The following is a 23089-nucleotide window of genomic DNA, read 5'->3' as shown; positions in this document are numbered from 1 at the left end:
ACTTAGGAAAAGTCGAGTGCCCGGTCGCCATTGGCATCCTTGATGCGGGTCGGAAGACCCATGCCATTAAGCAGATTGAGGAACGGCTTGGCCGGAAGTTCTTCGACATTGGCCATTTTCTTCACATCCCATTCGCCCGTTGCGATCAGCATCGCGGCGGCAACCGGCGGAACACCGGCGGTATAGGAAATGCCCTGGCTTCCGACTTCGTTATAGGCGTCCTTGTGATCGGCCACGTTATAGATCAGGACCTCGGTTTCCTTGCCATCCTTCGTGCCCTTGACCAGATCACCGATGCAGGTTTTACCGGTGTAATCAGGTGCAAGCGAGCTCGGATCGGGCAGGCAGGCCTTAACGACCTTAAGCGGCACAACTTCAAGGCCCTCGGCGGTTTTGACCGGCTGTTCGGACAGAAGGCCGATGTTTTTCAGAACCGTGAACACATTGACATAGTGATCGCCAAAGCCCATCCAGAAGCGAACGTTCGGAACGTCAAGATTCTGGGACAGGGAATGGACTTCGTCATGGCCGGTCATGAAGGTTTGGCTTTCGCCAACCACCGGCATGTCCCAGATCTTTTTGATCTCGAACATCTTATTCGATTTCCACTCGTTATCCTGCCAGGAATAGACGGTGCCGGTGAATTCGCGGAAATTGATTTCCGGGTCGAAGTTGGTGGCAAAATATTTGCCGTGGCTGCCGGCATTGATGTCGATGATGTCAATCGAGTCAATTTTGTCGAAATAGTCTTCGACCGCCAGTTTGGCATAGGCATTCACAACGCCCGGATCAAAGCCGACACCGAGGATCGCGGTGGTACCGGCCTTTTCGCATTCTTCGCGGCGCTTCCATTCATAGTTGGCATACCATGGCGGGGTTTCGCAGATTTTGTCCTGCTCTTCATGGATGGCGGTATCGAGATAGGCAACACCGGTTTTGATGCAGGCCGACATCACCGGCATATTGATGAAAGCAGACCCGACATTGATGACGATCTGGCTGCCGGTTTTTTCGATCAGGGCGGCGGTTGCATCGACATCCGTGGCATCAAGTGCATGACCTTCAAGAACGCCGGGGTTCTTCAGGTTTTTCTTTTCATGGATGCTGTCGATGATTGCCTGGCACTTCGCAGCAGTACGCGAAGCGATATGAATATCGCCAAGCACGTCATTATGCTGCGCACATTTATGTGCTACGACCTGTGCGACGCCACCTGCGCCGATAATCAGAACATTCTTTTTCATGTCGGGCCAAAAACTCCCTTGTTTTGAGAGGTGGAGCACCCGTGCTCCGGTTCGCTATGAAAAGTGCGCTTTCGGTTTACGAAAGGCTCGATACGTAGTCATCAAAAGTGAACTCGCGAATAACGCGTTCAGTTCCGTCCAGTTCCCGGATCACGATGGACGGCATGCCGACCCCGTTGAACCAGTTCTTTTTGACCATGGTGTAACCGGCCGCATCCTGAATGGAGATACGGTCGCCTACCTTGATCTCGTTTTCGAAATCAAATTCGCCAAAGACATCACCGGCAAGGCAGGACTTGCCGCAGATCATGTAATGATGGTCGCCCTTGTTGGGCAGGACCTTTGCGCTTTCGCGATAGATCAGAAGATCGAGCATATGTGCCTCGATCGAGCTATCAACGATGGCCAGATTCTTGCCGTTAAACAGGGTATCAAGCACGGTGACTTCAAGGGTCGTGCTTTTGGTGATCGATGCTTCGCCCGGCTCCAGATAGACCTGCACGCCGAATTTTTCGGAAAATGCCTTAAGGCGTGCACAGAATTTATCGAGCGGGTAGTCATCACCGGTGAAATGAATGCCGCCACCAAGACTGACCCATTCAACACGCGACAGCAGCGATCCGAATTTTTCCTCGATATTGCCAAGCATCCGGTCAAACAGATCAAAGTCGGCATTTTCACAGTTATTGTGAATCATGAAGCCGGAAATCTGATCCATCACCGCTTCGACCTTGGTGACATCCCATTCGCCCAGGCGAGAAAACGGGCGCGCCGGATCGGCCAGATCAAAGCTTGATGTCGATACCTGCGGATTAAGGCGAAGGCCGCGCACAATGCCCGATGCCTGCGCACTGAACCGGGTCAGCTGGCTGATCGAATTGAAAATGATCTTGTCGGCATTTTCGATGACTTCGGCGATTTCGCTGTCGGAATAGGCCACGCTGTATGCATGGGTTTCCTTGCCGAATTTCTGACGACCCAGTTTGACTTCATGAAGCGACGAAGACGTCGTGCCATCCATATAATCGGACATGAAATCAAAAACCGACCAGGTCGCAAAACATTTGAGCGCCAAAAGCGCCTTTGCACCGGAATGTTCGCGCACATAGGCGATCTTTTCCATGTTGCGCAGCAGCTTGGATTTGTCGATCAGATAATAGGGCGTTGCGGGCATAGGCGGCTCTCTACAACTATGTCACGGGAAAATGCGGATGAAACGCGATACGTGGCGGTTTGCGCCAGTTTCCGGGTTTCGGGCAGTCACCAATCTGGTGGAAAACAACCGGATCAACTAGTGATCAGCAAGACGATGCGTGATCCAATAGACAGAGACAGATAAACTGTATTCATTCATCACTTCGTCCCCGTCATTTGAGTTGTTGCCAAAGTCAGCCGATAAGGGCTGCGCGTGTTTCTGCGTATCTGCCGCGACCCAATAGCAGCGGGGGGCAGGGTGGTCAATACCGCATTCCAAAGTCCGAACTGTTTAACATGATTGTAACGGCACTGCCGGGATTTACAAAACACCCCGGACCGATGCGCATTCGTCAAAATAACCAAGTGCTTAGCCGTGATGCGATGCGGTGGTCATGGGGGCGATGTTATTGTTTTGATGTGTATTCGGTTGGTGCCCCCACCGGACTTTCGCGATGCAGGGCGGCTTTGCCCGGGGTATCGCGCATCGGGATGTGTCATGCGTGTGCGCGGGCATCTGGTATTTGGTCGCATTGATTTCGGTTTGCTATTGCCTATCTGATAGTTATGGGCGGTGCGCATGGTTTGATCGATCATGACCCGCCCGCCAACGGAGCGGCCCCGCAATGTGACGCCGGTAAAGGTGATGGTGGAATAATGTTCGTGGACGGGTGTGCCTGCACCCCCCCCCGGCCAGACCCGGACCCGATGCACCGGCAAAATGCAAACCCCGTGACGGATCATTTTCCGATCACGGGCGTTGGGGCGGTAGGGACCCACAAAGACGGAGGAAACCATGCAACCTGCAGCAGTCAGTGTAGACCATCTTGCGTTTCCAACCCGCGACCTTGAAGCAACCGACCACTTTTATTCCAAGGTGCTGGCGGCCAAGCTTGTTCATGCCGAAAGCGGTTACAGCCCGTCCTGGAAAAGCGATTATTTGCTGATTACCTATGCGCTGCCTGACGGGACCAGATTGTCCTTTTATGACTGGCCGGCGGATACCGGGCCTTATCCCGATGATCCGCATATGCCAGATGACGTTTTTCATATCGGGTTGCGCTGTGCCGCACCACGCGATGTGATTGCCTGGCAAAACCATCTGTTCCAACACAAGGTCGTCTATCACAACGAAGATGACGGACAGTCGCGGCGTCTTTTCATTCGCGATCCCAATGGCATCCGGTTCGAGATTTTTGCATCCGAAAGTGCCAAGTCCGGACATGATCACGAAGGCAATGCCCGTGCGGTCATTGGTGAATGGAAAAAGATTTCTGGTGACTGATCGGGTGTTCTGCCGATGAAAGATCACTGACCGGTTCGGGCAGCGATGGTGCCTTATGTGTCAGGATGCCGGGCAGGGGCCGCTGCTTTGGCGGATGATCAGTTCGGTCGGGATAATGACCGGACCGGGTTCGCGATGTTCAAACATCCCCTTTGATCCCAGACGGTCAAGAAGCAGGCTGATTGCCTGTTCGCCAAGGCGGCGGCGCGGCTGGCGAACGGTGGTGATGGGCGGATCATAGGCCGCGGCATGGGGAATATCGTCAAAGCCGACCACCGATACATCTTCGGGGATACGAAGCCCATATTCCTTGGCGGCAACAATCACGCCGATGGCCATGCCGTCACTGGCACAGGAAACGGCGGTCGGCCGGGTTTCAGGATCGGCCAGAAGCGCCCGACCCGCCGCAATACCCGAATCAATCGAGAAATCCCCGCGATAAATCAGGGCCGGGTCATGGGCGATGCCGGCGGTTTCGAGGGCGCGGCGATATCCGGCAACGCGGTCCGTGGTCAGGATGTTGGTGGATGGGCCGCTGACATGGGCGATGCGGGTATGGCCAAGCTCTGTCAGGTGACGGTTGGCGATAAAGGATGCCTCGTCATTGTCAATGATCACGGTAGGCAAGGCACATCCCGGGATCCGTTCGCAGGCAACAACCACCGGCGGGGTCGCATTGGCCGGTGCATTGGCAAGCGATGCCGGGAGACGCCCGTTCAGCAGGATCATGGCGTCGGCCTGATTGCTGCGCAAATAGGCGGCATAGGTTGCTTCGCGTTCAGGGTCGTTTTGCGTATCGCCGATCAGGACATTATAGCCCGCCTGGCTTGCACCTTTTTCGATCCCGGACAGTATCGCCGAAAAGAACGGATTTCCGATGTCGGGCACCAGCAAAAGGATCATGCCCGAACGGTTCAGGCGCAGGTTTCTGGCCATGACATTGGCGGTATAGCCGGTCGCGGCGATCGCAGTTTGCACTTTTTCACGTGTGGTTTCGGAAACCACATCAGGTTTGTGCAAGGCCCGGCTGACAGTGGCAATAGATACCCCTGCATGGCGGGCAACATCTTCAATCGTCGCGATTTTTTCACTCATGCTTCTTCCTACTCCGCCCGATAAAACCTGTCCAGCGGCATTCGATACATCGTTGTCGGTGGTGATTTTGATCACAATCATGAAAATGTAAAGGTTTACATTCAAAATGAAAACGTTTACACAGTGATAAATACCGCCAGTTCAGGTGAACGGCCGGTCTGTTGGCGCCCAATGCGCCCGGCCGGGGCATTTATCGCGGCACGCGGTGCTAAAAGCTGATCGCAAAAAATGCGACGCCAGGGAGGATACATTCATGACGGATGCGGCCGTTCACGCCGTTAATCCCGATCAACAGGTGCGCACACGCCTGTCCGGTCGGCAGATTTGCAAGTCATTTGGATCGGCACAGGTCCTTTTTGATGTTTCCATCGACCTGATGGCCGGTGAAGTTCATGCGCTGTTGGGGGAAAACGGTGCTGGCAAATCGACACTTGTGAAAATCCTGTCCGGTTATCATCAGCCCAGCAGCGGCGAACTGGTTCTTGATGGGGCGCCAGTCACCTTCCATGACAGTGAGGCCGGTGAAAATCACGGTGTGATCCTGATCCATCAGGAACTCAATCTTGCCGAACAACTGACCGTTGAAGAAAACATCTTTCTGGGGCGCGAGATCAAGCGTGGCTGGTTCCTTGATAAAGCCACGATGCGACAGGAAGCGGCAAAGCTTCTGGACCAGTTGCAATGTGATGTTGACCCCAAAACCCGTATCCGTGATCTGTCGGTTTCTGATCGCCAGATGGTCGAAATCGCCAAGGCGCTTTCGAAAAAGGCCGATATCCTGATCCTCGATGAACCGACCGCGGTTCTGACCGGGCGCGAGGTCGATATCCTGTTTGACCAGATCAGGCGCCTGCGCGATCAGGGTGTCGCGATCCTTTATATTTCCCACAAACTTGATGAAATCAAAGCCATTGCCGACCGGGTAACGGTTCTGCGCGATGGCCGTCATATCACGACCGAACCGGTCGCGGGTCTTGAAAAGGATGATATGGCGCGCCTGATGGTCGGACGTGACATCAAACAGATGTTCCCCGATCGCACGCCTGGACATGCCGGTGATGTTGCGCTTTCGGTGCGCAATCTGTCGGTGGACGGGCAAGTCCGTGACGCCAGCTTTGATCTTAGACGCGGCGAGGTTCTCGGTTTTGCCGGGATCGTCGGTGCGGGGCGTACCGCCCTTATGGAAGCGATCATCGGGCTTCGCGAACGCAGTTCAGGCCAAATTGAGCGCAATGGCAATCCGGTGGCGATCAACAGTCTTCAGGACGCCAAAAAATGCGGGATTGCCTATCTGACCAAGGATCGCAAGGGCAGCGGGCTTCTTTTGAATATGGAAATGCGCCCGAACCTGACCCTTTTGGCGTTGGAGAAATTCGGGCGGGTGATCATTGACCGCAAGGCCGAGGAAGCCGCCCTTGAAACCGCGATTGAAGCATTCGACATTCGGGCCGCCGATCGCAAATCCAAGGTCGGTGATTTTTCCGGCGGCAATCAGCAAAAGCTGTTGCTGGCCAAGGTCATGGAAACCGACCCGGAAATCGTGATTATCGATGAACCGACGCGCGGCATCGATATCGGCACCAAAAGCCAGATTTATCATTTCATCGGCGATCTGACCAATCGCGGAAAATCCGTCATCCTCCTGTCGTCTGAAATGCCCGAGATGCTCGGCCTGTCTGACCGTATTGCGGTGATGGCAGCCGGATGCATTACCGGCATTCTTGAAGGAAACGACCGCAACGAACATGAAATCATGCGGCATGCGACAGGAATTTCAGGCAAGCAGGGAGTGTCTGTTCATGAATAGCCTTGAGCGAACCGAAAGATCGGCTTCAAGCGGGTTCACTATTGATTTCAAGGCATTGGGTCCGTTTCTGGCCCTTGTCGGCCTGTTCATTCTGGGAACCGCGATCAACGAGGCGTTTCTGAGTGGTGGCAACCTTGCCAATATCTTTACCCGTGCGGCCTTTATCGGGATCATCGCGGTCGGGGCGACCTTTGTGATTACCGCTGGCGGAATTGATCTTTCGGTCGGGTCGATGGCGGCCTTTATATCGGGTGCGATGATTGTTGTGATGAACACACTGGTCGCAACCCTTGGCGCCGGGATTGAAACGGTTCTGATCGGTGTTGTGCTCAGCATTGTTCTGGGTGTCGGGGCCGGTGCGATCAACGGGTTGGTCAGCACCAAGGGCAAGATCGAAGCTTTCATCGTCACCCTTGGTACCATGGGAATTTACCGGTCGCTTGTGACCTATATGGCCGATGGCGGGACGCTGTCGCTTGATTTCGAGGTGCGCGGTGTCTATCGCCCGGTCTATTACGGCGATGTTCTGGGCATTCCTGTGCCTGTCCTGGTGTTCTTTGCAGTCGCGGTTGCCGGCTATGTGTTGCTGAACATGACGCCGTTTGGCCGCAAATGCTTTGCCATCGGATCAAACGAACAGGTTGCACGGTATTCGGCAATCCATGTCGATCGGGTCAAGACCATGACCTATGTGATCCAGGGACTTTGCGTGTCGCTTGCCACCATCATCTATGTGCCGCGCTTGGGATCGGCATCCAGTTCCACGGGCGTTCTTTGGGAACTCGAAGCGATTGCCGCAGTGATCATTGGTGGCACGATGCTTAAGGGTGGCTATGGCCGGATCTGGGGCACGGTTGTTGGTGCAATCATGCTGACCACCATTGGCAATATCCTGAATTTGACGGATGCGATCAGTAACTATCTGAACGGAGCGGTTCAGGGGCTGATCATTATCGTGGCTGTGTTCCTGCAACGCGGGGACTGGCGACGCAAAAAGAGCAAATAACCGGCGATCAACGTCCGGGAAGAATGTGAAAACGCATCATTTTTTGATCAGGAGGAAGCGTTGATGAAAACGTTTACAAAATATCTTGGGGCTGCTTGTGTGCTGGGTCTTGGCCTTGCATCCACGACGGCCTTGGCGGCTGATAAAATCAAGATCGGGGTTTCCATTCCTGCGGCAACCCATGGCTGGGCCGGTGGCCTGAACTGGCATGCCGAACAGGCTGAAAAGCGGATCGAGGCAACCTATCCGAATATCGACATCATCGTGGTCAGCGCGAATGGCGCATCCGAGCAGGCCAACGATCTTGAAGATCTGGTATCGGTTCAGAATATCGACGCGCTTGTGGTTCTGCCCTTTGAGTCCGATCCGCTGACCGTTCCGGTTCAGCAGGTCAAACAGGCCGGCAAGTTTGTCACGGTGGTTGACCGTGGTCTTTCGCTTCCGGGGATCGAGGATGTCTATGTTGCGGGCAATAACCCGGAACTGGGCCGTGTATCGGGTGAATATATTCGTGAACGTCTGAATGACGAAGGCAAGATCGTTGTTTTGCGCGGCATTCCGACCACGGTTGATACCGAACGTGTTGATGCGTTTGTCGAAACGCTTGATGGGTCAAAGATCGAAATCCTTGATATGAAACATGCCAACTGGAACCGCGATGACGGCTATGAAGTGATGCAGGACTTCCTGTCGCGCTTCCCGAAAATCGATGCGGTCTGGGCACAGGATGACGACATTGCCCTTGGCGTGATCGAAGCGGTCAAACAGGCCGATCGTACCGACGAGATGTTCATCGTTGGCGGTGCGGGCATGAAAGACATCATCAAACGCGTGATGGATGGCGACAAACTGACCCCGATTGATGTGCTTTATCCGCCGGCAATGATCGCAACCGCGATTGATATCACGGTGATGAAGTTTACCTCGAATGCGCCGGTCGAAGGCCGTTACATCCTTGGTGCCACGGTTGTCACCCAGGACAATGCCGAGAACTTCTATTTCCCGGACAGCCCGTTCTAATCGGGTTTGGTTGAGACGAGCACACTTGCGTGTCGGGCGGCTGTCCGCCCGACACATCCATCTTTCCCCGATATCCCGTCAGGACGCAGTTAAAGAGGCCAGCAATGAAAACACTTAAGGGACCGGCAATCTTTCTTGCACAGTTTGCAGGCGATGAAGCCCCGTTCGATAGCCTTGATTCCATTGGTCGCTGGGCTGCGTCGCTTGGATATAAGGGGGTGCAAATTCCCAGTTGGGACAAGCGCCTGTTTGATGTTGAAAAGGCCGCATCAAGCAAGGATTACTGCGACGAAATCACCGGAATTCTTGGCCAGCATGGTGTCGAGCTGACCGAACTTTCCACCCATTTGCAAGGCCAGCTTGTCGCCGTTCATCCGGCCTATGATGAAATGTTTGATGGTTTTGCCGCACCGGAAGTCCGTGGCAATCCAAAGGCCCGTCAGGAATGGGCCGTCAATCAGGTCAAAGCCGCGATCAAGGCATCAAACCATATGGGTATTTCGGCCCATGCGACATTCTCGGGCGCGCTTGCCTGGCCGTATGTTTATCCGTGGCCGCAACGCCCGGCCGGTCTGATCGAAACCGCATTTGATGAACTTGCCAGACGCTGGAGCCCGATCCTTGATGCTGCCGAGGATGCCGGGGTTGATATCTGCTATGAAATTCATCCGGGCGAGGATTTGTTTGACGGGGTGACATTCGAGATGTTCCTTGAACGCGTCAGGAACCATCCGCGTGCCAACATCCTTTATGATCCAAGCCACTTTGTGTTGCAGCAGCTTGATTATCTTGATTTTATCGATATTTACGCTGATCGTATCCGCATGTTCCACGTCAAGGATGCCGAGTTTAATCCGACCGGACGCCAGGGTGTCTATTCCGGGTATCAAAGCTGGGTCGGGCGGGCCGGCCGGTTCAGGTCGCTTGGCGACGGGCAGGTCGATTTCGGCGCGATCTTCTCGAAATTGGCGGCCATTGATTTTGATGGCTGGGCCGTGCTGGAATGGGAATGCGCCCTTAAACATCCCGAAGACGGTGCCCGCGAAGGGGCCGAATTCATCAAGAATCACATCATTCGCGTAACCGAAAAGGCCTTTGACGATTTTGCCGATGGCGGCACCGACGAGGCGGCCAATCGCCGCATCCTTGGCCTTGGATAGGCCGTCGTAAAAGACTTTCGCGGTTCGAAAACAGTCAACGACATCTGGAGACAGACATGAGCAATTCTTCCAATCCCGGTCGTCGCATCCGCCTTGGCATGGTTGGCGGTGGTCAGGGGGCTTTTATCGGTGCGGTCCATCGCATCGCCGCCCGTCTTGATGATCGTTATGAACTGGTTGCCGGTGCATTGTCATCCAAGCCCGATGTGGCGGCGGCATCCGCGGCCGAACTGTTCATTGCCGCCGATCGCAGCTATGACAGTTTTGAAACCATGGCAAAGGCCGAGGCCGCCCGCGAGGACGGCATTGATGTCTGTGCGATTGTCACGCCGAACCATCTGCATTTTCCCATCACCATGGCGATGCTTGATGCCGGTATTCACGTGATCTGTGACAAGCCGCTTTGCCTGACGGTGGAAGAAGCCGAAAAGATCGCCACCAAGGTCAAGGAAACCGGACTTCTGTTTGCCCTGACTCATAATTACACCGCCTATCCGATGGTCCGCGAGGCCCGCAAAATGGTGGCGGATGGCAAGCTTGGCGATATTCGTCTGGTGCAGGTCGAATATCCGCAAGGCTGGATGGCGACCCGGGTTGAAGATACCGATAACAAACAGGCCCATTGGCGCGCCGACCCGGCCAAGGCCGGCATGGGCGGTGCGCTTGGCGATATCGGTACCCATGCCCATAACCTTGCCGAGTTCGTAACCGGGCTTGAGATCAGTGAACTTTGTGCCGATGTCGATGCGATCGTTCCGGGGCGCAAGCTTGATGACAATGTGCAAATCCTGTTGCGCTATGCCAATGGTGCGCGTGGCATGCTATGGGCAAGCCAGATTGCGGTCGGACATGAAAACGGTCTGCGTTTGCGGGTCTATGGCGACAAGGGCGGCATCGAATGGGCCCAGGAACATCCCAACCAGCTTCATTTCCGTCCCCTTGATGGTCGTCCGGAATTGATGACCCGCGGTGGTGCGGGGATCGGTGCCGAGGGGCTTCGTGGTGTACGTGTTCCTCCGGGACATCCGGAGGGATATCTTGAGGGCTTTGCCAACCTTTACACCGATTTTGCCGACCAGTTGATGGCCCATATCAACGGAACCAAGCCCGATGACGGCGCGCTTCTGGTGCCCGGTGTGGTCGAAGGTCTTAAGGGCATGAAATTTGTCGAGGCCGTCGTGCGGTCCGGGCGGGACGGGGCCGTTTGGGTCAAAATGTGAGGATGTCTCATATTCGTTAACATTGCTTGGTGTTTCTGGGGATCGCCAAACAATGTCGAGACATCCTTGAAACGGATTCTTCCCGACCGACAGCCATGTCGGCATATAGCCGCTGCCATCTGGCAGCGGCTTTTTTATTGGTCAATTTTGACAACGATTTGCCGCGAATCAGAGTCTTGCAGTGCGGTAAATGACCAATGTCGATGTAACGATTCCCGATCAGGGATCTGTTGATTTTATACTTCTGGATGGTGGAAGAGGTCCGGATTTCGATGACCTCAACGTTGGCCGTACAGGAACCTGAAATCCATATTTAATATAGTAAAATCAATGTGATAGTTCAATTTTCGCATATGCGGCGCGATGGGCGTCAACCTGATGGTTTTCCACGAAGTGAAAAAGAGTTACCGGTTGGTTGATCGCCTATTGATGGTTTTTTCGTATAGGTGTTTCCTTGAAGCATAATAAATAAATCTACCTATCAGGGAAAACCGGGAGCGTCCGCATGCCCGAGAAACCAAAGCTTCTGATTACCCGACGTCTTCGCGATGCCGTACAGGCACGCGCGGCGCGCGACTATCAGGTGCTTACCAATGCCGAAGACCGGGTATTTACCCGGGATGAGCTTATTGAAAAATGTCAGCAGGTTGACGCGGTTCTGCCGTGTCATTCCGAACATTTTTCTGCCGATGTGATTGCGGCATTGCCCGATCGTCTCAAAATCATCGCCAACCATTCGGTCGGGGTTGATCATGTTGATCTGGCGGCTGCCAAGACGGCCGGCATCGTCGTGACGAATACGCCGGACGTATTGTCCGATGCCACGGCCGAAATCGCCATGTTGTGCATGCTTGGTGCCGCGCGTCGCGGGGCCGAGGGTGACGCCATGATCCGTGCCGGAAACTGGGATTTCTGGTCGCCGGCCTTTATGGTCGGGCGTCAGGTGACCGGCAAGCGTTTCGGTGTGCTTGGCATGGGCCGTGTCGGTCAGGTTGCCGCCGAACGTGCGCGCGGTTTTGGAATGACTGTTCATTACCATAATCGTCAGCCGGTTGCCGAACATCTGGCAAAGGGGGCAATTTATCACGACACGATTGAAGGCCTGTTTGCCAATTCCGATGTGTTGTCATTGCATTGTCCGTCAACGCCCGAGACGACCGGCATCATCAATGCCGAGACGATCGGCTGGCTGCCGGACCGGGCCATTCTGGTCAATACAGCACGTGGTAATCTTGTCGATGAGGACGCATTGGTGGATGCGCTTGAAAGTGGTAAGTTGTTTGCTGCCGGTCTGGACGTTTTTCGGAACGAACCCGGTGGAAATCAACGAATTAGCGCGTTGAAAAACGTGTTTCTGTTGCCACATATAGGCTCCGCCACCGAAGAAACGCGCGATGCGATGGGCTTTCGCGCACTTGATAATCTTGATGCCTATTTTGCAGGCCGTGAACCGGGTGACCGGGTGGCATAACAAGACGGGAAAACCGTCGTAATTCAGTTAGTTCGTAATTCTAATAATAACAAAATGCGTGCCGTTTTTCAGGTCCCGAAACGGGATAAGCGCATGATCTACGATCTTCAATACTGAAGTCAGGGGCTTTTGAAGGCTGACAGTTATCGTTCTTTTTCCGGCAATGGTTGTTGGTCAAAGACGGTAAATCTGGGAGGAAATAATGGATATGAAGACCAAGTCTGAAGACGTGAAGTCCAAGGAAGTATCCCGTCGTTCGTTCCTTACCAAAGGTGCGACCGGGGTGGTTGCCGGCGGTGCAGCAGCATCAGGGCTGTTTGCTGCACCGGCAGTTCATGCGCAGCCGGCACCGATGGTGCTGAAAATGCAGACTTCCTGGCCGTCGTCCGATATCTGGATGACGTTTGCCCAGCAATATGTTGACCGCGTAGAAGCAATGTCGGGTGGTCGTCTTAAAATCGACCTTCTGCCGGCTGGTGCGGTTGTCGCAGCCTTCCAGGTTCTGGACGGTGTCAATGATGGCGTGATCGACATCGCCCATTCCGTGCCGGTTTACTGGTACGGCAAGAACAAGGCAGCATCGCTGTTCGGTACCGGTCCGGTCTTTGGCGGTTCTGCAACCACCATGCTGAGCTGGTTCTATGCCGGTGGCGGTGAAGAATTCTATCGCGAACTGATTCAGGACGTGATGGGTCTTGATATTGTCGGTCTTCTTGGTTTCCCGATGCCTGCACAGCCGTTCGGCTGGTTCAAGGGCCAGGTGAACTCCGTTGCCGACATACAGGGCTTCAAATACCGTACTGTCGGTCTGGCAGCAGACCTTCTGCAGTCGATGGGCATGTCTGTTGCACAGCTTCCGGGCGGCGAGATCGTACCGGCAATGGAACGTGGCGTGATTGACGCGTTCGAATTCAACAACCCGTCTTCGGATATGCGTTTCGGCGCACAGGACGTTGCGAAGAACTACTACCTGTCTTCGTACCATCAGGCTTCCGAAAGCTTTGAATTCCTGTTCAACAAGTCGCTGATGGAAGATCTGGAACCGGATCTGCAGGCGATCCTGCGTCACGCCGTTGAAGCAGCTTCGACCTCGAACACCGCACTTGCGATGGACAACTATTCCTCTGACTTGCAGAAACTGCAGGCCGAAGGTGTTGAAGTACATCGTACGTCCAAGGAAATCCTGAGTGCACAGCTTGATGCGTGGGACAAACTGATCCCGACGCTTGAAGAAGATCCGTTCATGAAAAAGGTTCTCGACAGCCAGCGCGCCTGGGTCGAGCGTGTAACCTATTATGAACTGATGAACTCGCCTGATTATCAGCTTGCTTATAATCACTACTTCCCGGGCAAGCTGAAACTCTGATCAACCATTAACGGTTGTTCAGTGTTGCGATGAATCTGACTGCCCCGTCTGGTGCCCGTGCATCAGGCGGGGCGGTCAATGCTAACGGACAGGGTTTCATGATTGGATTTATTGAATTCGCGGACAAGCTTTCGGGCTGGTTTGGCAAGGCTTTTGGCTGGCTGATCATTTTGATGACACTGGGCATGAGCTATGAGGTCGCTGCGCGATATATTTTTAACGCGCCGACGACCTGGTCACTTGATGTTTCATTCATCATGTATGGCACGCTCTTTATGATGGGTGGGGCTTATACTCTGTCACGCGGCGGACATGTCCGTGGGGATTTCCTGTATCGTCTCTGGAAACCCAAAACACAGGCCATGGTCGACCTGGTACTTTATATCTTCTTCTTCTTCCCCGGGGTGACGGCGCTCATTCTGGTTGGCAGCAAATATGCCATCCGGTCGTGGGGATATGGCGAAGTCAGTGTGAACAGCCCGGCGGGTGTTCCGATTTTCCAATTCAAGGCGGTGATGGTCGCGGCCGGAATTCTTCTTTTCATTCAGGGCATCGCACAGGTGATGCGCTGCATTCTGTGTATCCGTGAAGGGTACTGGCGCAATGCAGAGGATGATGTTGAAGAAACCGAAGAACTGCTGATCAAACAGCGTGTGACCAAAGAAGACTGATGATGATCAGCCTTTGTCATACACGCGCAAGACACGCCCCCGAACGGAGCTTCCAAAGTGATTGACGCACATGTCGCCCTTATGATGTTGGGCATCTTTATTATACTGGTATTTCTGGGTTTCCCGGTTGCCTTTACCCTGATGGCGCTGGGGATCGGATTTGGCTACTACGCCTATTTTGATGCCGGTCGTATGTGGCGGGCCTTTAACCGGCTTGCCGAAGACAGCGATACCCTTACATCCGCGATAACGTGGTTTGAAGGGGCGTTTAACAACCGAATATTCGACTTATTTATCAACCAGACATACACGGTGATGTCCAACGAGGTGCTGACCGCAGTACCGCTGTTCCTGTTCATGGGCTATATCGTTGAGCGCGCCAATATCGTCAACCGGTTGTTCTCGACCCTGAATATCGCGGCCCGCAATATCCCCGGATCACTCGGTGTTGCAGCCCTGATCACCTGTGCATTGTTTGCAACGGCCACCGGTATTGTCGGTGCGGTTGTGACCCTGATGGGGATGCTGGCACTGCCTGCGATGCTCAAGGCACGCTATGACAAAAGCTTTGCTGCGGGCATTATTTGTGCCGGTGGTACGCTTGGCATTCTGATCCCGCCTTCGATCATGCTGATTGTTTATGCCGCCGCATCGGGTGTGTCGATCGTGCGCCTTTATGCCGGTGCGCTGTTGCCGGGTCTGACCCTTGTCGGTTTGTATCTGCTTTATGTGATGGGCCGTGCAATGTTGCAGCCCAAAGCCGCACCGCGTCCGACCAGCGACGAAATCCCGGAAGTTCCGTTGCCGCAGGTTCTGTGGATGCTGGCGACATCGTTCTTCCCGCTGGCGTTTCTTATTCTGGCGGTTCTGGGCTCGATCCTGTTTGGTCTGGCAACCCCGACCGAAGCAGCATCGATCGGTGCACTTGGCGGGATGATCCTTGCTGCGGCTTATCGTGCGCTGACCTTTGATCGCCTGCGTGAGTCGGTTTATCTGACGGTGCGGACATCGGCGATGGTGTGCTGGCTGTTTGTCGGCTCCTACACTTTCTCGTCTGTGTTCTCCTATCTTGGCGGCGAACATGTGATTGCGGAATTTGTCGGTGGACTGGACCTGACCCCGCTTCAGTTCCTGCTGCTGGCACAGCTGATCATCTTCCTGCTTGGCTGGCCGCTGGAATGGTCGGAGATCATCATCATCTTCGTGCCGATCTTCCTGCCGCTGCTGCCGCTGTTTGATATCGATCCGCTGTTCTTTGGTATTCTTGTTGCCCTGAACCTTCAGACCTCCTTCCTGACCCCGCCAATGGCGATGTCGGCCTATTATCTGAAGGGGGTTGCGCCAAGCGGCATCCTGTTGACCGATATCTTCAAGGGCATCATGCCGTTCCTGTTCATGGTTATTGTCAGCATGGTTCTGATGTACGCGTTCCCGCAGATCGTGTTCCATCTGCCTGACCTGTTCTATGGCGCACGGTAACGGGGGTATTCAGATGACTGAAATCAACCCGTTACTGACACTTGATGTTATTGAACTGCGCGACCGCCTTGCCAGCGGGGCGGTCCGTGCAGTCGAATATGTCGAGGCCTGTCTTGCCCGCATCGCCGAGGTCGAACCCCAGGTTCAGGCCTGGGCGTGGCTGGATGGGGATCATGCCCTTGCCCAGGCGCGGGCGCTTGATATCCGGCGGCAATCCGGTGCACCGATCGGACCGTTGCACGGGCTTCCGGTCGGTCTCAAGGATGTGATTGATACGGCTAAAATCCCGACGTCAAACGGCACGGTTCTTGATGAGGGACGCGTGCCCGAAGAAGATGCCGTGCTGGTTTCGCGCCTTAAGGCTGCCGGTGCGATCATTATGGGCAAGACGGTTTCGACCGAACTTGCCTTTATGCATCCGTCAAAAACCCGCAACCCCCATAACCCGGAACATACCCCGGGCGGGTCATCTGCCGGGTCGGCCGCCGCAGTTGCCGCAGCCATGGTGCCACTTGCCGTGGGAACCCAAACCGGGGGATCGGTGATCCGTCCGGCATCGTTTTGCGGTGTCGTCGGGTTCAAGCCGACCTTCGGGGCCATTGCCCGGACCGGCGTTCTAAGCCAAAGCCCGACCCTTGATACGATTGGGGTGTTTTCCAATTCGGTCAATGGTGCGGCGCTGGTGGCCGAAAGCCTGTTTGGTTATGATCCAAAGGATCCTGCAACGACGCCAAGCCCGGCGCCAAGATTGCTTGAAATCGCAAAAAGCGATCCGCTGGTGACCCCGATGTTTGCGTTTGTTCGTCCGCCGCAATTTGAAGAAGTTGCAGACGAAGAAACCGTCATGGCATTTCAGGAAATCACCGGGATGCTGGGGGATCAATGTTTCGAGGCCTCGCTGCCAAAGGCGTTTGATGATGCCAATGCGTTGCGCGCACGCATCAACTTTGCCGAAATGGCCAAGGATTACTACGATTATGAAAAGCGCGGTCGTGCGCAATTGTCCCCCGAAATTCTTGAGGCGATCGACAAGGGCAATGACATCAAGGCGCGCGATTATCTTGCGGCACTTGACTGGCGCACGGTGCTTAATGCCGGGCTTGAGGAAGTCTTTAACCGGTGTGACGTGATCATCACGCCGGCGGCAACAGGACCGGCACCGAAAAATCTTCAGACAACCGGTAATCCGATCTTTAACGGGCTCTGGACGTTTTGTGGCACCCCGGCGGTTACCATTCCGCTGTTATGGTCACAGAACGGCATGCCGATGGGCATTCAGCTTGTTGGCCGGGTTGGCGATGATGCGCGTTTGATGCGCACGGCAAACTGGTTGAAAAAATTCCTCAAAAATCAGGAGGACGCGTAATGCAAAGCGGTCTTTTAAATCGTGTCATGGCGCTGTTGGCGTTTGTCATTCTGGTCGGGTTTGTCGGCATTCTGGTGGCCTATGTGCCGCGCTGGGATCTTGCCATCATGGTTTCGATCTGTATCGGGCTTGCCGGTTGGGACATCTGGCGTGTCGCCATGGGCCATTCCGAAGACAAACACTGATTTGTTCAGGGGAATACCAACACCCTGAAGATCACAGATAGATGTGAGCAAACTGACGAGGCAGGGAGATGTTCCTGCCTCTCTTTTTGTCGATAGGGCTTTGTGGTTGGAGCTTTTTGGTTTGGGGCTGGGACGCTATCCCCGCCAGGCGATCAGGGCGGCACCACTTCCGATCATGGCGACCCCCAGCCAACTGACCATGGTCAGTTTTTCACCCAGGAAGATCGCGCCAAACACCGCAACCAGCACGACGCTGAGCTTGTCAATCGGGGCCACCTTGGCGGCTTCACCGATTTTAAGAGCGCGGAAATAACATAGCCAGGATGCACCGGTTGCCAGTCCCGACAGGATCAGGAAATACCAGGTTTTCGCCGATATGGTGGCCGGATTTTCCCAGGCCCCCTTGGTCAGCATGATCACCCAAACCATGATCAATATGATGATGGTACGGACGAAGGTTGCGAAATCGGAATTGATATTGGCGACCCCGACCTTGGCAAAGATTGCTGTTAATGCGGCAAAACAGGCCGCAAGCCCGGCCCAGAGTTGCCAGCTGTCGATTACTTCTTTCATCGGTTTATCCTGCCAAATGCGTGTATGCGGGCAATCCGGTTGGGGATTGCCCGCATATCATAATCCCTGACTGTTAAGACGTTTCAAACGCCCATAACCAGGAATATCCACGCACTTATCGCCGTTCGGGGGGCTCGACCAGATTTTCGACCGGGATGATGGCGGTGGTTTTGACCTTTTTGGTCACGATATAGGTGAAATACCGGTCAATCCCGATATCGGACACCAGCAACCGGTCGATCAGACGTTGATAGGCATCAACATCATGACAAAGCACCTTGAGCATGTAATCAACCCCGCCACCCAGCGCATAGCATTCAATGATTTCGGGGATGTCCTGCACGGCTTTTTCGAAAATTTCGAAATCGGCATGCTGATGATGACGCAGGGTGACTTCGGTCATCACCAGTGTCGGTTTGACCAGCTTTTCAAGGTTGAGATGGGCGTGATACCCCGAAATAACGCCAAGGTCTTCAAGGCGTTTCAAACGTTCCCAGCACGGGCTGGGCGAAAGGTTCACCGCCTCGGCCAGTTTGACCTTGGTGATGCGCCCTTCGCGTTGCAGGGTTTTAAGGATTTTCAGATCCAGCTCATCCAGCCTGATCATGTCAGAGTACCTTTGCAATCACTGCCAGGCAGTCGCCAGTCTTGATAAGTCCGGGGAAATGGCGACATGACAGAATGCCGTCACGGGCCGCGTGATATTCGCGCGGCGGCGTGCCGGTGCGTTCAACATCATAAATGCGCGCAATCAGATCGCCCTTTTTGACCATTGCACCCAGATCGACACAGGGTTCGAACAGCCCGGTGGCCTCGGATGCGACAAAGCAGCTGTCATCGGGCATATCGAGCATGGTGGTCCCCGACGGGGCCGGTTCAATATCACCGGTCATGATCCCGGCATGGATAAGAAGATTGCGCACCCCGCGATCGGCAATCGCCACTCGTTCAGCCGTGGTCGAACCACCCCCACCGAGTTCGGTGGTGACAAAGGTTTTGCCGGCTTCCTCGACCACAGTGTCAAACATGCCAACCGCATCAAGTTCAAGCATCATCATGGCATAAGGGGCGCCAAATGCCTTCATCGCGGCAACACACCGGGCTTCCTGTTCCTTGTCAGGTAGGACGTGGGCGGCTGCAAACGGAATGAAATCAAGCGTCTTGCCGCCGGAATGGATATCGAGAACGATATCGGCCATCGGCACCAGATGGCGGAAAACGTAGTCGGCGATCTTCTGGGTCACGGTTCCGTCGGGTTTGCCCGGGAAACTGCGATTGAGGTTGCCGGCATCAATGGGCGACGTGCGCGATGCATTGCGAAAGGCCGGATAATTCATGGCCGGCAGGATAATGACGCGACCGGTAATGTCGGATGGTTGAAGTGATCCTGCCAGTTTGAACAGCGAAACCAGCCCTTCATATTCGTCACCATGGTTGCCGCCGGTCAAAAGGGCGGTCGGGCCATCGCCGTTCTGGATAACGGTAATCGGGATCATCACAGCGCCCCAGGCGGAATCGTCGCGCGAATAGGGCAGTTTCAAAAAGCCGTGATGCACGCCATCCTGATCAAGGGGGATCGTCGGGCTGATGGGGGATGGTTTTGTCATGGTCGTGTCCTTGGTCTTGCGACCGTCTTGTACGGGCTTTGATATCGGGCAACCGGGCCCCGCATCGTATGTCGATGGCGCGGCCCGGTGCGGCTTTTGGCTTAGTTCTTTACAAACAGCTGACGCGGATAGCTGGTCAGTGTTTTGCTGCCGGTTTCCGTGATCATCATGCTTTCGGTGATCTCGATCCCCCAGTCATCAAACCAGAGACCCGGCATGAAGTGGAATGTCATGCCCGGTTCAAGGACCGTGCGATCGCCGGGGCGCAGGCTCATGGTGCGTTCGCCCCAGTCCGGCGGATAGGACAGCCCGATCGGATAGCCACAGCGGCTGTCTTTTTCGATGCCGAATTTCTGAAGCACACCAAAGAAGGCAAGGGCGATGTCTTCGCAAACGTTGCCCGGCTTGGCGGCTTCGAGCCCGGCCTGAAGGCCTTCGATCAGTGCACTTTCGGCATCAAGGAACCGTTGATCCGGATCGCCCAGGAAGATCGTGCGTGACAAGGGCGCGTGATAGCGTTTGTAGCAACCCGCGATCTCGAAAAAGGTTCCGGCATCGCCGGGGATGGGTTTTTCATCCCAGGTCAGATGCGGCGCACTGGCATCCTGCCCGGATGGCAGCAACGGCACGATCGCCGGATAATCGCCGCCAATACCGTCAATCCCGGCAATCCCGGTACGGAAGATTTCGGCAACCAGTTCGTTCTTGCGCATGCCCGGTTCGACAATTTCGAAAATGCGTTCATGCATGTTTTCAACAATGCGGGCAGCCTGACGCATATAGAAAATTTCGGTCTCGGATTTTACCGCGCGCTGCCAGTTTACCAGTGCGGTGGCATCGGAAAACTTGGCATTGGGCAGATGGGTCTGAAGTTGAAGGAACGCCTTGGCCGAGAAATAGTAGTTATCCATTTCCACGCCGATACGGCGACTTGCCCAGCCGCGATGTTCGATGACCTCGGACAGGTAATCCATCGGGTGATGGGTCGTCGATTGCACATAGTAATCGGCATAGGGGATGATGCGATCATGGGTCATATAGACCGTGCGCTTTGCCCCGTTGGCATCCTGGGATCGCCCGAACCAGATCGGATCATCTTCGATCGGGACAAGCACACATTGATGGACATAAAAGGACCAGCCGTCATAGCCGGTCAGCCAGGCCATGTTTGACGGATCGGTGACGATCAAAAGATCGATGCCCCTTTCCACCATGGCGTTTTTGGTTTTCTCCAGACGCTCGGCATATTCCTCGCGCGTGAAATTCAATTCAACCTGGCTCATCGCAGGCCTCCAGATAAAGGCGGGGTTTCAGCTTCCTGACCCATGTTCCTTTTGTTGTTACGATGTGATCTCGACGCCGGCACCGGCTGCGTCGCAGCGTTGACGGGCGAGGGTGGCGATTGCGGTGTCCTGGACACCGGTTCCGGTCAGGTCACAGACCGTAATCTGCGCGGCAGATGTTCTGCCGGTTGCCGATTTGGCGATGATCTGACCGAGTTCGGGGAATGCGGCATCAGGGGCAACAATCCCGGCAGCCAAGGCGTGGTGAAGTTCGCCAAGGATGCTGGTCTGTGCCTGACTGTCGCAGACATAAAGATCCGCCCTGCCGATGAGGGCCGGATCAATTTCGTTTTTATGTTCGGCATCCGATCCCATGGCCGTGACATGGGTGCCCGGTGCAACCCAGTCGGCCAACAGGACCGGTTCACGGGCCGGGGTTGTGGTGACGATGATATCGGCGGTCGATGCGGCCTCCTTGCCATCATCGGTGGCCGATACCGGGATGCCCAGTTCAAGCGATGCCTTTTTGGCACATGCTTCGGCCTTGGCGATGTCACGGGCCCAAATGGTGGCAGAGGTGATATCACGCACCAGTGTCAGTGCCTTGAGTTGCAGGTGGGCCTGCACACCGGCCCCAAAGATGGCGGCATGTTTGGCATCCTTTCGCGCAAGATGGTTCGCGGCAACGCCGCCCGCGGCTGCTGTTCGCACATCGGTCAGATAGCCGTTATCAAGCAGGACGGCCTCAAGCATGCCGGTTTCTGATGAAAACAGGTTCATCATGCCATTAACCGATGGCAGGCCGAGTTTGGGATTGTCAAAGAAGCCCGGGCTGATCTTGATGGCGAAGCTGTCAAGTCCCGGCACATAGGCGGTTTTGACATCGACCTCGCCATTATGATCTTCGATATCAAGACGCAGGATCGGCGGCATGCGCACATCCTTGGTCGCCAGTGCGTCAAAGGCATCTTCAACGCATTTGATCGCATCACGATCAAGATCGATGACGTTGCGAAGATCGCTTTCGGTCAGAATTCTGATTTTGGACATATCGGTTACTCCGCCATCAGGTCGACGTCTTCGCCGCCGGCTATGCGTTTGTGCAATTCCATATCGATGTTGCAGCCCGTGGTCAGGACAACCGTCCGTCCGGGGTTATCCACCAGACCGGCGCGCAGGGCGGCGATGCCAACGGCACCTGATCCTTCGATCACCTGTTGATCATCGTGATAGGCCGCACGAATGCCGTCTGCGATCTGGGCTTCGTTGACCAGAACAAAGTCATCGGTCAGATCGGCGCACATATCGAATGTGTACTGGTTGTTTTCGCCAATACCGCCGCCAAGACTGTCGGCCAATGTCGGCAATTCGCGAACAGCGGTAGGTTTGCCTTCCTGAAGGCTCGTGATCATTGCGCAGCCGCGTTCCATCGAAATGCCAACCACCCGGATGGCCGGATTGATCGATTTCGCCACCAGCGCAACCCCGGCCAGAAGCCCGCCGCCAGACAACGGCACCAGAAGGGTATCGACATCCGGAAGGGCTTCGATGACTTCAAGTCCAAGCGTGCCCTGACCGGCAATGATATCGGCATGATCAAAGGGCGGCAGCATGGTCATGCCGTCTTCCTTGACCAGACGGTCGACTTCAAGCTGGGCTTCATCCTGGGATTGTCCGGTAATGCGGACTTCGGCCCCTTGGGCGCGAATGCCGTCGACCTTGTTCTTTGGCACCAGTTCGGACATGCAGATGACCGACCGCACCCCGGCATTGCGCGCGGCATAGGCAAGGGCACGACCGTAATTGCCGGTCGAAACGCCAACCACGCCTTTGGCCTTCTGATCGTCGCTGAGGCGCAAGACAGCGTTGGCAGCACCGCGCAGCTTGAAGCTTCCGGTATATTGTTGGTGTTCGCATTTCAGCCAGACGGGGCTCCCGACACGCTCGGACAGGGCGGTAGAGGGACGCAATGGCGTATGGATCACATGACCCGCAATGGTTTTGCGGGCAGAAAGAACATCAGCAAATGTGATGGGGTCTTTCATGGCGACCTCGAC

At 54.9% G+C, this 23089-nt stretch carries 21 protein-coding genes; 12 read left to right on the top strand and 9 right to left on the bottom strand.

What is annotated here, in order from left to right; translation table 11 throughout:
• Positions 1-2: 2 nt before the first annotated feature.
• Both AUQ42_RS00265 and nspC read right to left on the bottom strand, forming a co-directional pair.
• Positions 3-1244 carry a saccharopine dehydrogenase family protein gene (locus AUQ42_RS00265; protein WP_068516951.1) on the bottom strand — a complete coding sequence of 414 codons (1242 nt, stop codon included), beginning with the start codon at positions 1242-1244 and terminating at the stop codon, positions 3-5.
• Between the two features lie 76 nt (positions 1245-1320).
• Positions 1321-2418 carry a carboxynorspermidine decarboxylase gene (nspC, locus tag AUQ42_RS00260; protein WP_068516950.1) on the bottom strand — a complete coding sequence of 366 codons (1098 nt, stop codon included), beginning with the start codon at positions 2416-2418 and terminating at the stop codon, positions 1321-1323.
• Between the two features lie 816 nt (positions 2419-3234).
• Here nspC and AUQ42_RS00255 point away from each other — a divergent pair.
• Positions 3235-3723: a VOC family protein gene (locus tag AUQ42_RS00255; protein WP_068516949.1), complete on the top strand. Its 489-nt coding sequence runs from the start codon at positions 3235-3237 to the stop codon at positions 3721-3723.
• Positions 3724-3783: 60 nt separating this feature from the next.
• Here AUQ42_RS00255 and AUQ42_RS00250 read toward each other — a convergent pair whose 3' ends face one another.
• Positions 3784-4818 carry a LacI family DNA-binding transcriptional regulator gene (locus tag AUQ42_RS00250; protein ID WP_068517016.1) on the bottom strand — a complete coding sequence of 345 codons (1035 nt, stop codon included), beginning with the start codon at positions 4816-4818 and terminating at the stop codon, positions 3784-3786.
• A gap of 253 nt (positions 4819-5071) precedes the next feature.
• Here AUQ42_RS00250 and AUQ42_RS00245 point away from each other — a divergent pair, with 253 nt between their 5' ends.
• The 11 genes from AUQ42_RS00245 (at position 5072) to AUQ42_RS00195 (ending at position 17569) form a co-directional block, all read left to right on the top strand.
• Positions 5072-6625: a sugar ABC transporter ATP-binding protein gene (locus AUQ42_RS00245; protein ID WP_068516948.1), complete on the top strand. Its 1554-nt coding sequence runs from the start codon at positions 5072-5074 to the stop codon at positions 6623-6625.
• Entirely contained in the window at positions 6618-7631 is a 1014-nt protein-coding gene (locus tag AUQ42_RS00240; RefSeq protein WP_068516947.1) for an ABC transporter permease, read from the top strand. Before AUQ42_RS00245 ends, AUQ42_RS00240 begins: the two co-directional genes overlap by 8 nt.
• A 63-nt stretch (positions 7632-7694) precedes the next feature.
• On the top strand, positions 7695-8651 hold the full coding sequence (locus AUQ42_RS00235; RefSeq protein WP_068516946.1) for an ABC transporter substrate-binding protein: 957 nt from the start codon (positions 7695-7697) through the stop codon (positions 8649-8651).
• 104 nt (positions 8652-8755) lie between these two features.
• Positions 8756-9811 carry a sugar phosphate isomerase/epimerase gene (locus tag AUQ42_RS00230; protein ID WP_068516945.1) on the top strand — a complete coding sequence of 352 codons (1056 nt, stop codon included), beginning with the start codon at positions 8756-8758 and terminating at the stop codon, positions 9809-9811.
• A gap of 56 nt (positions 9812-9867) precedes the next feature.
• Positions 9868-11031, top strand: coding sequence for a Gfo/Idh/MocA family protein (locus tag AUQ42_RS00225; RefSeq protein ID WP_068516944.1), 1164 nt, complete (start codon positions 9868-9870; stop codon positions 11029-11031).
• Between the two features lie 505 nt (positions 11032-11536).
• Positions 11537-12502 carry a D-glycerate dehydrogenase gene (locus AUQ42_RS00220; RefSeq protein WP_068516943.1) on the top strand — a complete coding sequence of 322 codons (966 nt, stop codon included), beginning with the start codon at positions 11537-11539 and terminating at the stop codon, positions 12500-12502.
• A gap of 208 nt (positions 12503-12710) precedes the next feature.
• Positions 12711-13868 (top strand): TRAP transporter substrate-binding protein, encoded by a 1158-nt coding sequence (locus tag AUQ42_RS00215; RefSeq protein WP_068517015.1) that lies wholly within the window; start codon positions 12711-12713, stop codon positions 13866-13868.
• 98 nt (positions 13869-13966) lie between these two features.
• Entirely contained in the window at positions 13967-14539 is a 573-nt protein-coding gene (locus AUQ42_RS00210) for a TRAP transporter small permease subunit (RefSeq protein ID WP_068517014.1), read from the top strand.
• Between the two features lie 57 nt (positions 14540-14596).
• Positions 14597-16018 (top strand): TRAP transporter large permease subunit, encoded by a 1422-nt coding sequence (locus tag AUQ42_RS00205; RefSeq protein WP_068516942.1) that lies wholly within the window; start codon positions 14597-14599, stop codon positions 16016-16018.
• Positions 16019-16031: 13 nt separating this feature from the next.
• Positions 16032-17384 (top strand): amidase, encoded by a 1353-nt coding sequence (locus tag AUQ42_RS00200; RefSeq protein WP_068517013.1) that lies wholly within the window; start codon positions 16032-16034, stop codon positions 17382-17384.
• Complete coding sequence (locus AUQ42_RS00195; protein WP_068516941.1) at positions 17384-17569, top strand: hypothetical protein; 186 nt, start codon at positions 17384-17386, stop codon at positions 17567-17569. The genes AUQ42_RS00200 and AUQ42_RS00195 overlap by 1 nt, the downstream gene beginning before the upstream one ends.
• Positions 17570-17704: 135 nt before the next feature.
• Here AUQ42_RS00195 and AUQ42_RS00190 read toward each other — a convergent pair whose 3' ends face one another.
• From AUQ42_RS00190 to eutB, 6 genes are all read right to left on the bottom strand, one after another.
• A complete protein-coding gene (locus tag AUQ42_RS00190) occupies positions 17705-18142 on the bottom strand; it encodes an EamA family transporter (RefSeq protein ID WP_068516940.1) in 438 nt (145 codons plus the stop codon).
• Between the two features lie 115 nt (positions 18143-18257).
• Positions 18258-18749, bottom strand: a complete 492-nt coding sequence (locus AUQ42_RS00185; protein ID WP_068516939.1) for an Lrp/AsnC family transcriptional regulator — start codon at positions 18747-18749, stop codon at positions 18258-18260.
• A gap of 1 nt (position 18750) precedes the next feature.
• Complete coding sequence (doeB, locus tag AUQ42_RS00180; protein ID WP_068516938.1) at positions 18751-19749, bottom strand: N(2)-acetyl-L-2,4-diaminobutanoate deacetylase DoeB; 999 nt, start codon at positions 19747-19749, stop codon at positions 18751-18753.
• 101 nt (positions 19750-19850) lie between these two features.
• The gene (doeA, locus tag AUQ42_RS00175; protein WP_068516937.1) at positions 19851-21032 is read right to left on the bottom strand and encodes an ectoine hydrolase DoeA; all 1182 of its coding nucleotides are present in this window, start codon (positions 21030-21032) and stop codon (positions 19851-19853) included.
• Positions 21033-21089: 57 nt separating this feature from the next.
• Positions 21090-22082 (bottom strand): cyclodeaminase, encoded by a 993-nt coding sequence (locus tag AUQ42_RS00170; RefSeq protein WP_068516936.1) that lies wholly within the window; start codon positions 22080-22082, stop codon positions 21090-21092.
• Between the two features lie 5 nt (positions 22083-22087).
• Positions 22088-23077 carry a hydroxyectoine utilization dehydratase EutB gene (gene eutB, locus AUQ42_RS00165; RefSeq protein ID WP_068516935.1) on the bottom strand — a complete coding sequence of 330 codons (990 nt, stop codon included), beginning with the start codon at positions 23075-23077 and terminating at the stop codon, positions 22088-22090.
• Positions 23078-23089 lie beyond the last annotated feature (12 nt).

Origin of the sequence: Thalassospira sp. MCCC 1A02491 (assembly GCF_001613785.1) — a bacterium.
In the GTDB taxonomy this organism is placed as follows: domain Bacteria; phylum Pseudomonadota; class Alphaproteobacteria; order Rhodospirillales; family Thalassospiraceae; genus Thalassospira; species Thalassospira povalilytica.
The sequence above is the reverse complement of the archived record's forward strand: the minus strand, read 5'-3'. Positions and strand labels throughout refer to the sequence as shown.

Bases quoted from the DNA above. Each gene is read 5' to 3' on its own strand.
- AUQ42_RS00265 (WP_068516951.1), bottom strand. From the start codon at position 1,244: ATGAAAAAGAATGTTCTGATTATCGGCGCAGGTGGCGTCGCACAGGTC.
- nspC (WP_068516950.1), bottom strand. From the start codon at position 2,418: ATGCCCGCAACGCCCTATTATCTGATCGACAAATCCAAGCTGCTGCGC.
- AUQ42_RS00255 (WP_068516949.1), top strand. From the start codon at position 3,235: ATGCAACCTGCAGCAGTCAGTGTAGACCATCTTGCGTTTCCAACCCGC.
- AUQ42_RS00250 (WP_068517016.1), bottom strand. From the start codon at position 4,818: ATGAGTGAAAAAATCGCGACGATTGAAGATGTTGCCCGCCATGCAGGG.
- AUQ42_RS00245 (WP_068516948.1), top strand. From the start codon at position 5,072: ATGACGGATGCGGCCGTTCACGCCGTTAATCCCGATCAACAGGTGCGC.
- AUQ42_RS00240 (WP_068516947.1), top strand. From the start codon at position 6,618: ATGAATAGCCTTGAGCGAACCGAAAGATCGGCTTCAAGCGGGTTCACT.
- AUQ42_RS00235 (WP_068516946.1), top strand. From the start codon at position 7,695: ATGAAAACGTTTACAAAATATCTTGGGGCTGCTTGTGTGCTGGGTCTT.
- AUQ42_RS00230 (WP_068516945.1), top strand. From the start codon at position 8,756: ATGAAAACACTTAAGGGACCGGCAATCTTTCTTGCACAGTTTGCAGGC.
- AUQ42_RS00225 (WP_068516944.1), top strand. From the start codon at position 9,868: ATGAGCAATTCTTCCAATCCCGGTCGTCGCATCCGCCTTGGCATGGTT.
- AUQ42_RS00220 (WP_068516943.1), top strand. From the start codon at position 11,537: ATGCCCGAGAAACCAAAGCTTCTGATTACCCGACGTCTTCGCGATGCC.
- AUQ42_RS00215 (WP_068517015.1), top strand. From the start codon at position 12,711: ATGAAGACCAAGTCTGAAGACGTGAAGTCCAAGGAAGTATCCCGTCGT.
- AUQ42_RS00210 (WP_068517014.1), top strand. From the start codon at position 13,967: ATGATTGGATTTATTGAATTCGCGGACAAGCTTTCGGGCTGGTTTGGC.
- AUQ42_RS00200 (WP_068517013.1), top strand. From the start codon at position 16,032: ATGACTGAAATCAACCCGTTACTGACACTTGATGTTATTGAACTGCGC.
- AUQ42_RS00195 (WP_068516941.1), top strand. From the start codon at position 17,384: ATGCAAAGCGGTCTTTTAAATCGTGTCATGGCGCTGTTGGCGTTTGTC.
- AUQ42_RS00190 (WP_068516940.1), bottom strand. From the start codon at position 18,142: ATGAAAGAAGTAATCGACAGCTGGCAACTCTGGGCCGGGCTTGCGGCC.
- AUQ42_RS00185 (WP_068516939.1), bottom strand. From the start codon at position 18,749: ATGATCAGGCTGGATGAGCTGGATCTGAAAATCCTTAAAACCCTGCAA.
- doeB (WP_068516938.1), bottom strand. From the start codon at position 19,749: ATGACAAAACCATCCCCCATCAGCCCGACGATCCCCCTTGATCAGGAT.
- doeA (WP_068516937.1), bottom strand. From the start codon at position 21,032: ATGAGCCAGGTTGAATTGAATTTCACGCGCGAGGAATATGCCGAGCGT.
- AUQ42_RS00170 (WP_068516936.1), bottom strand. From the start codon at position 22,082: ATGTCCAAAATCAGAATTCTGACCGAAAGCGATCTTCGCAACGTCATC.
- eutB (WP_068516935.1), bottom strand. From the start codon at position 23,077: ATGAAAGACCCCATCACATTTGCTGATGTTCTTTCTGCCCGCAAAACC.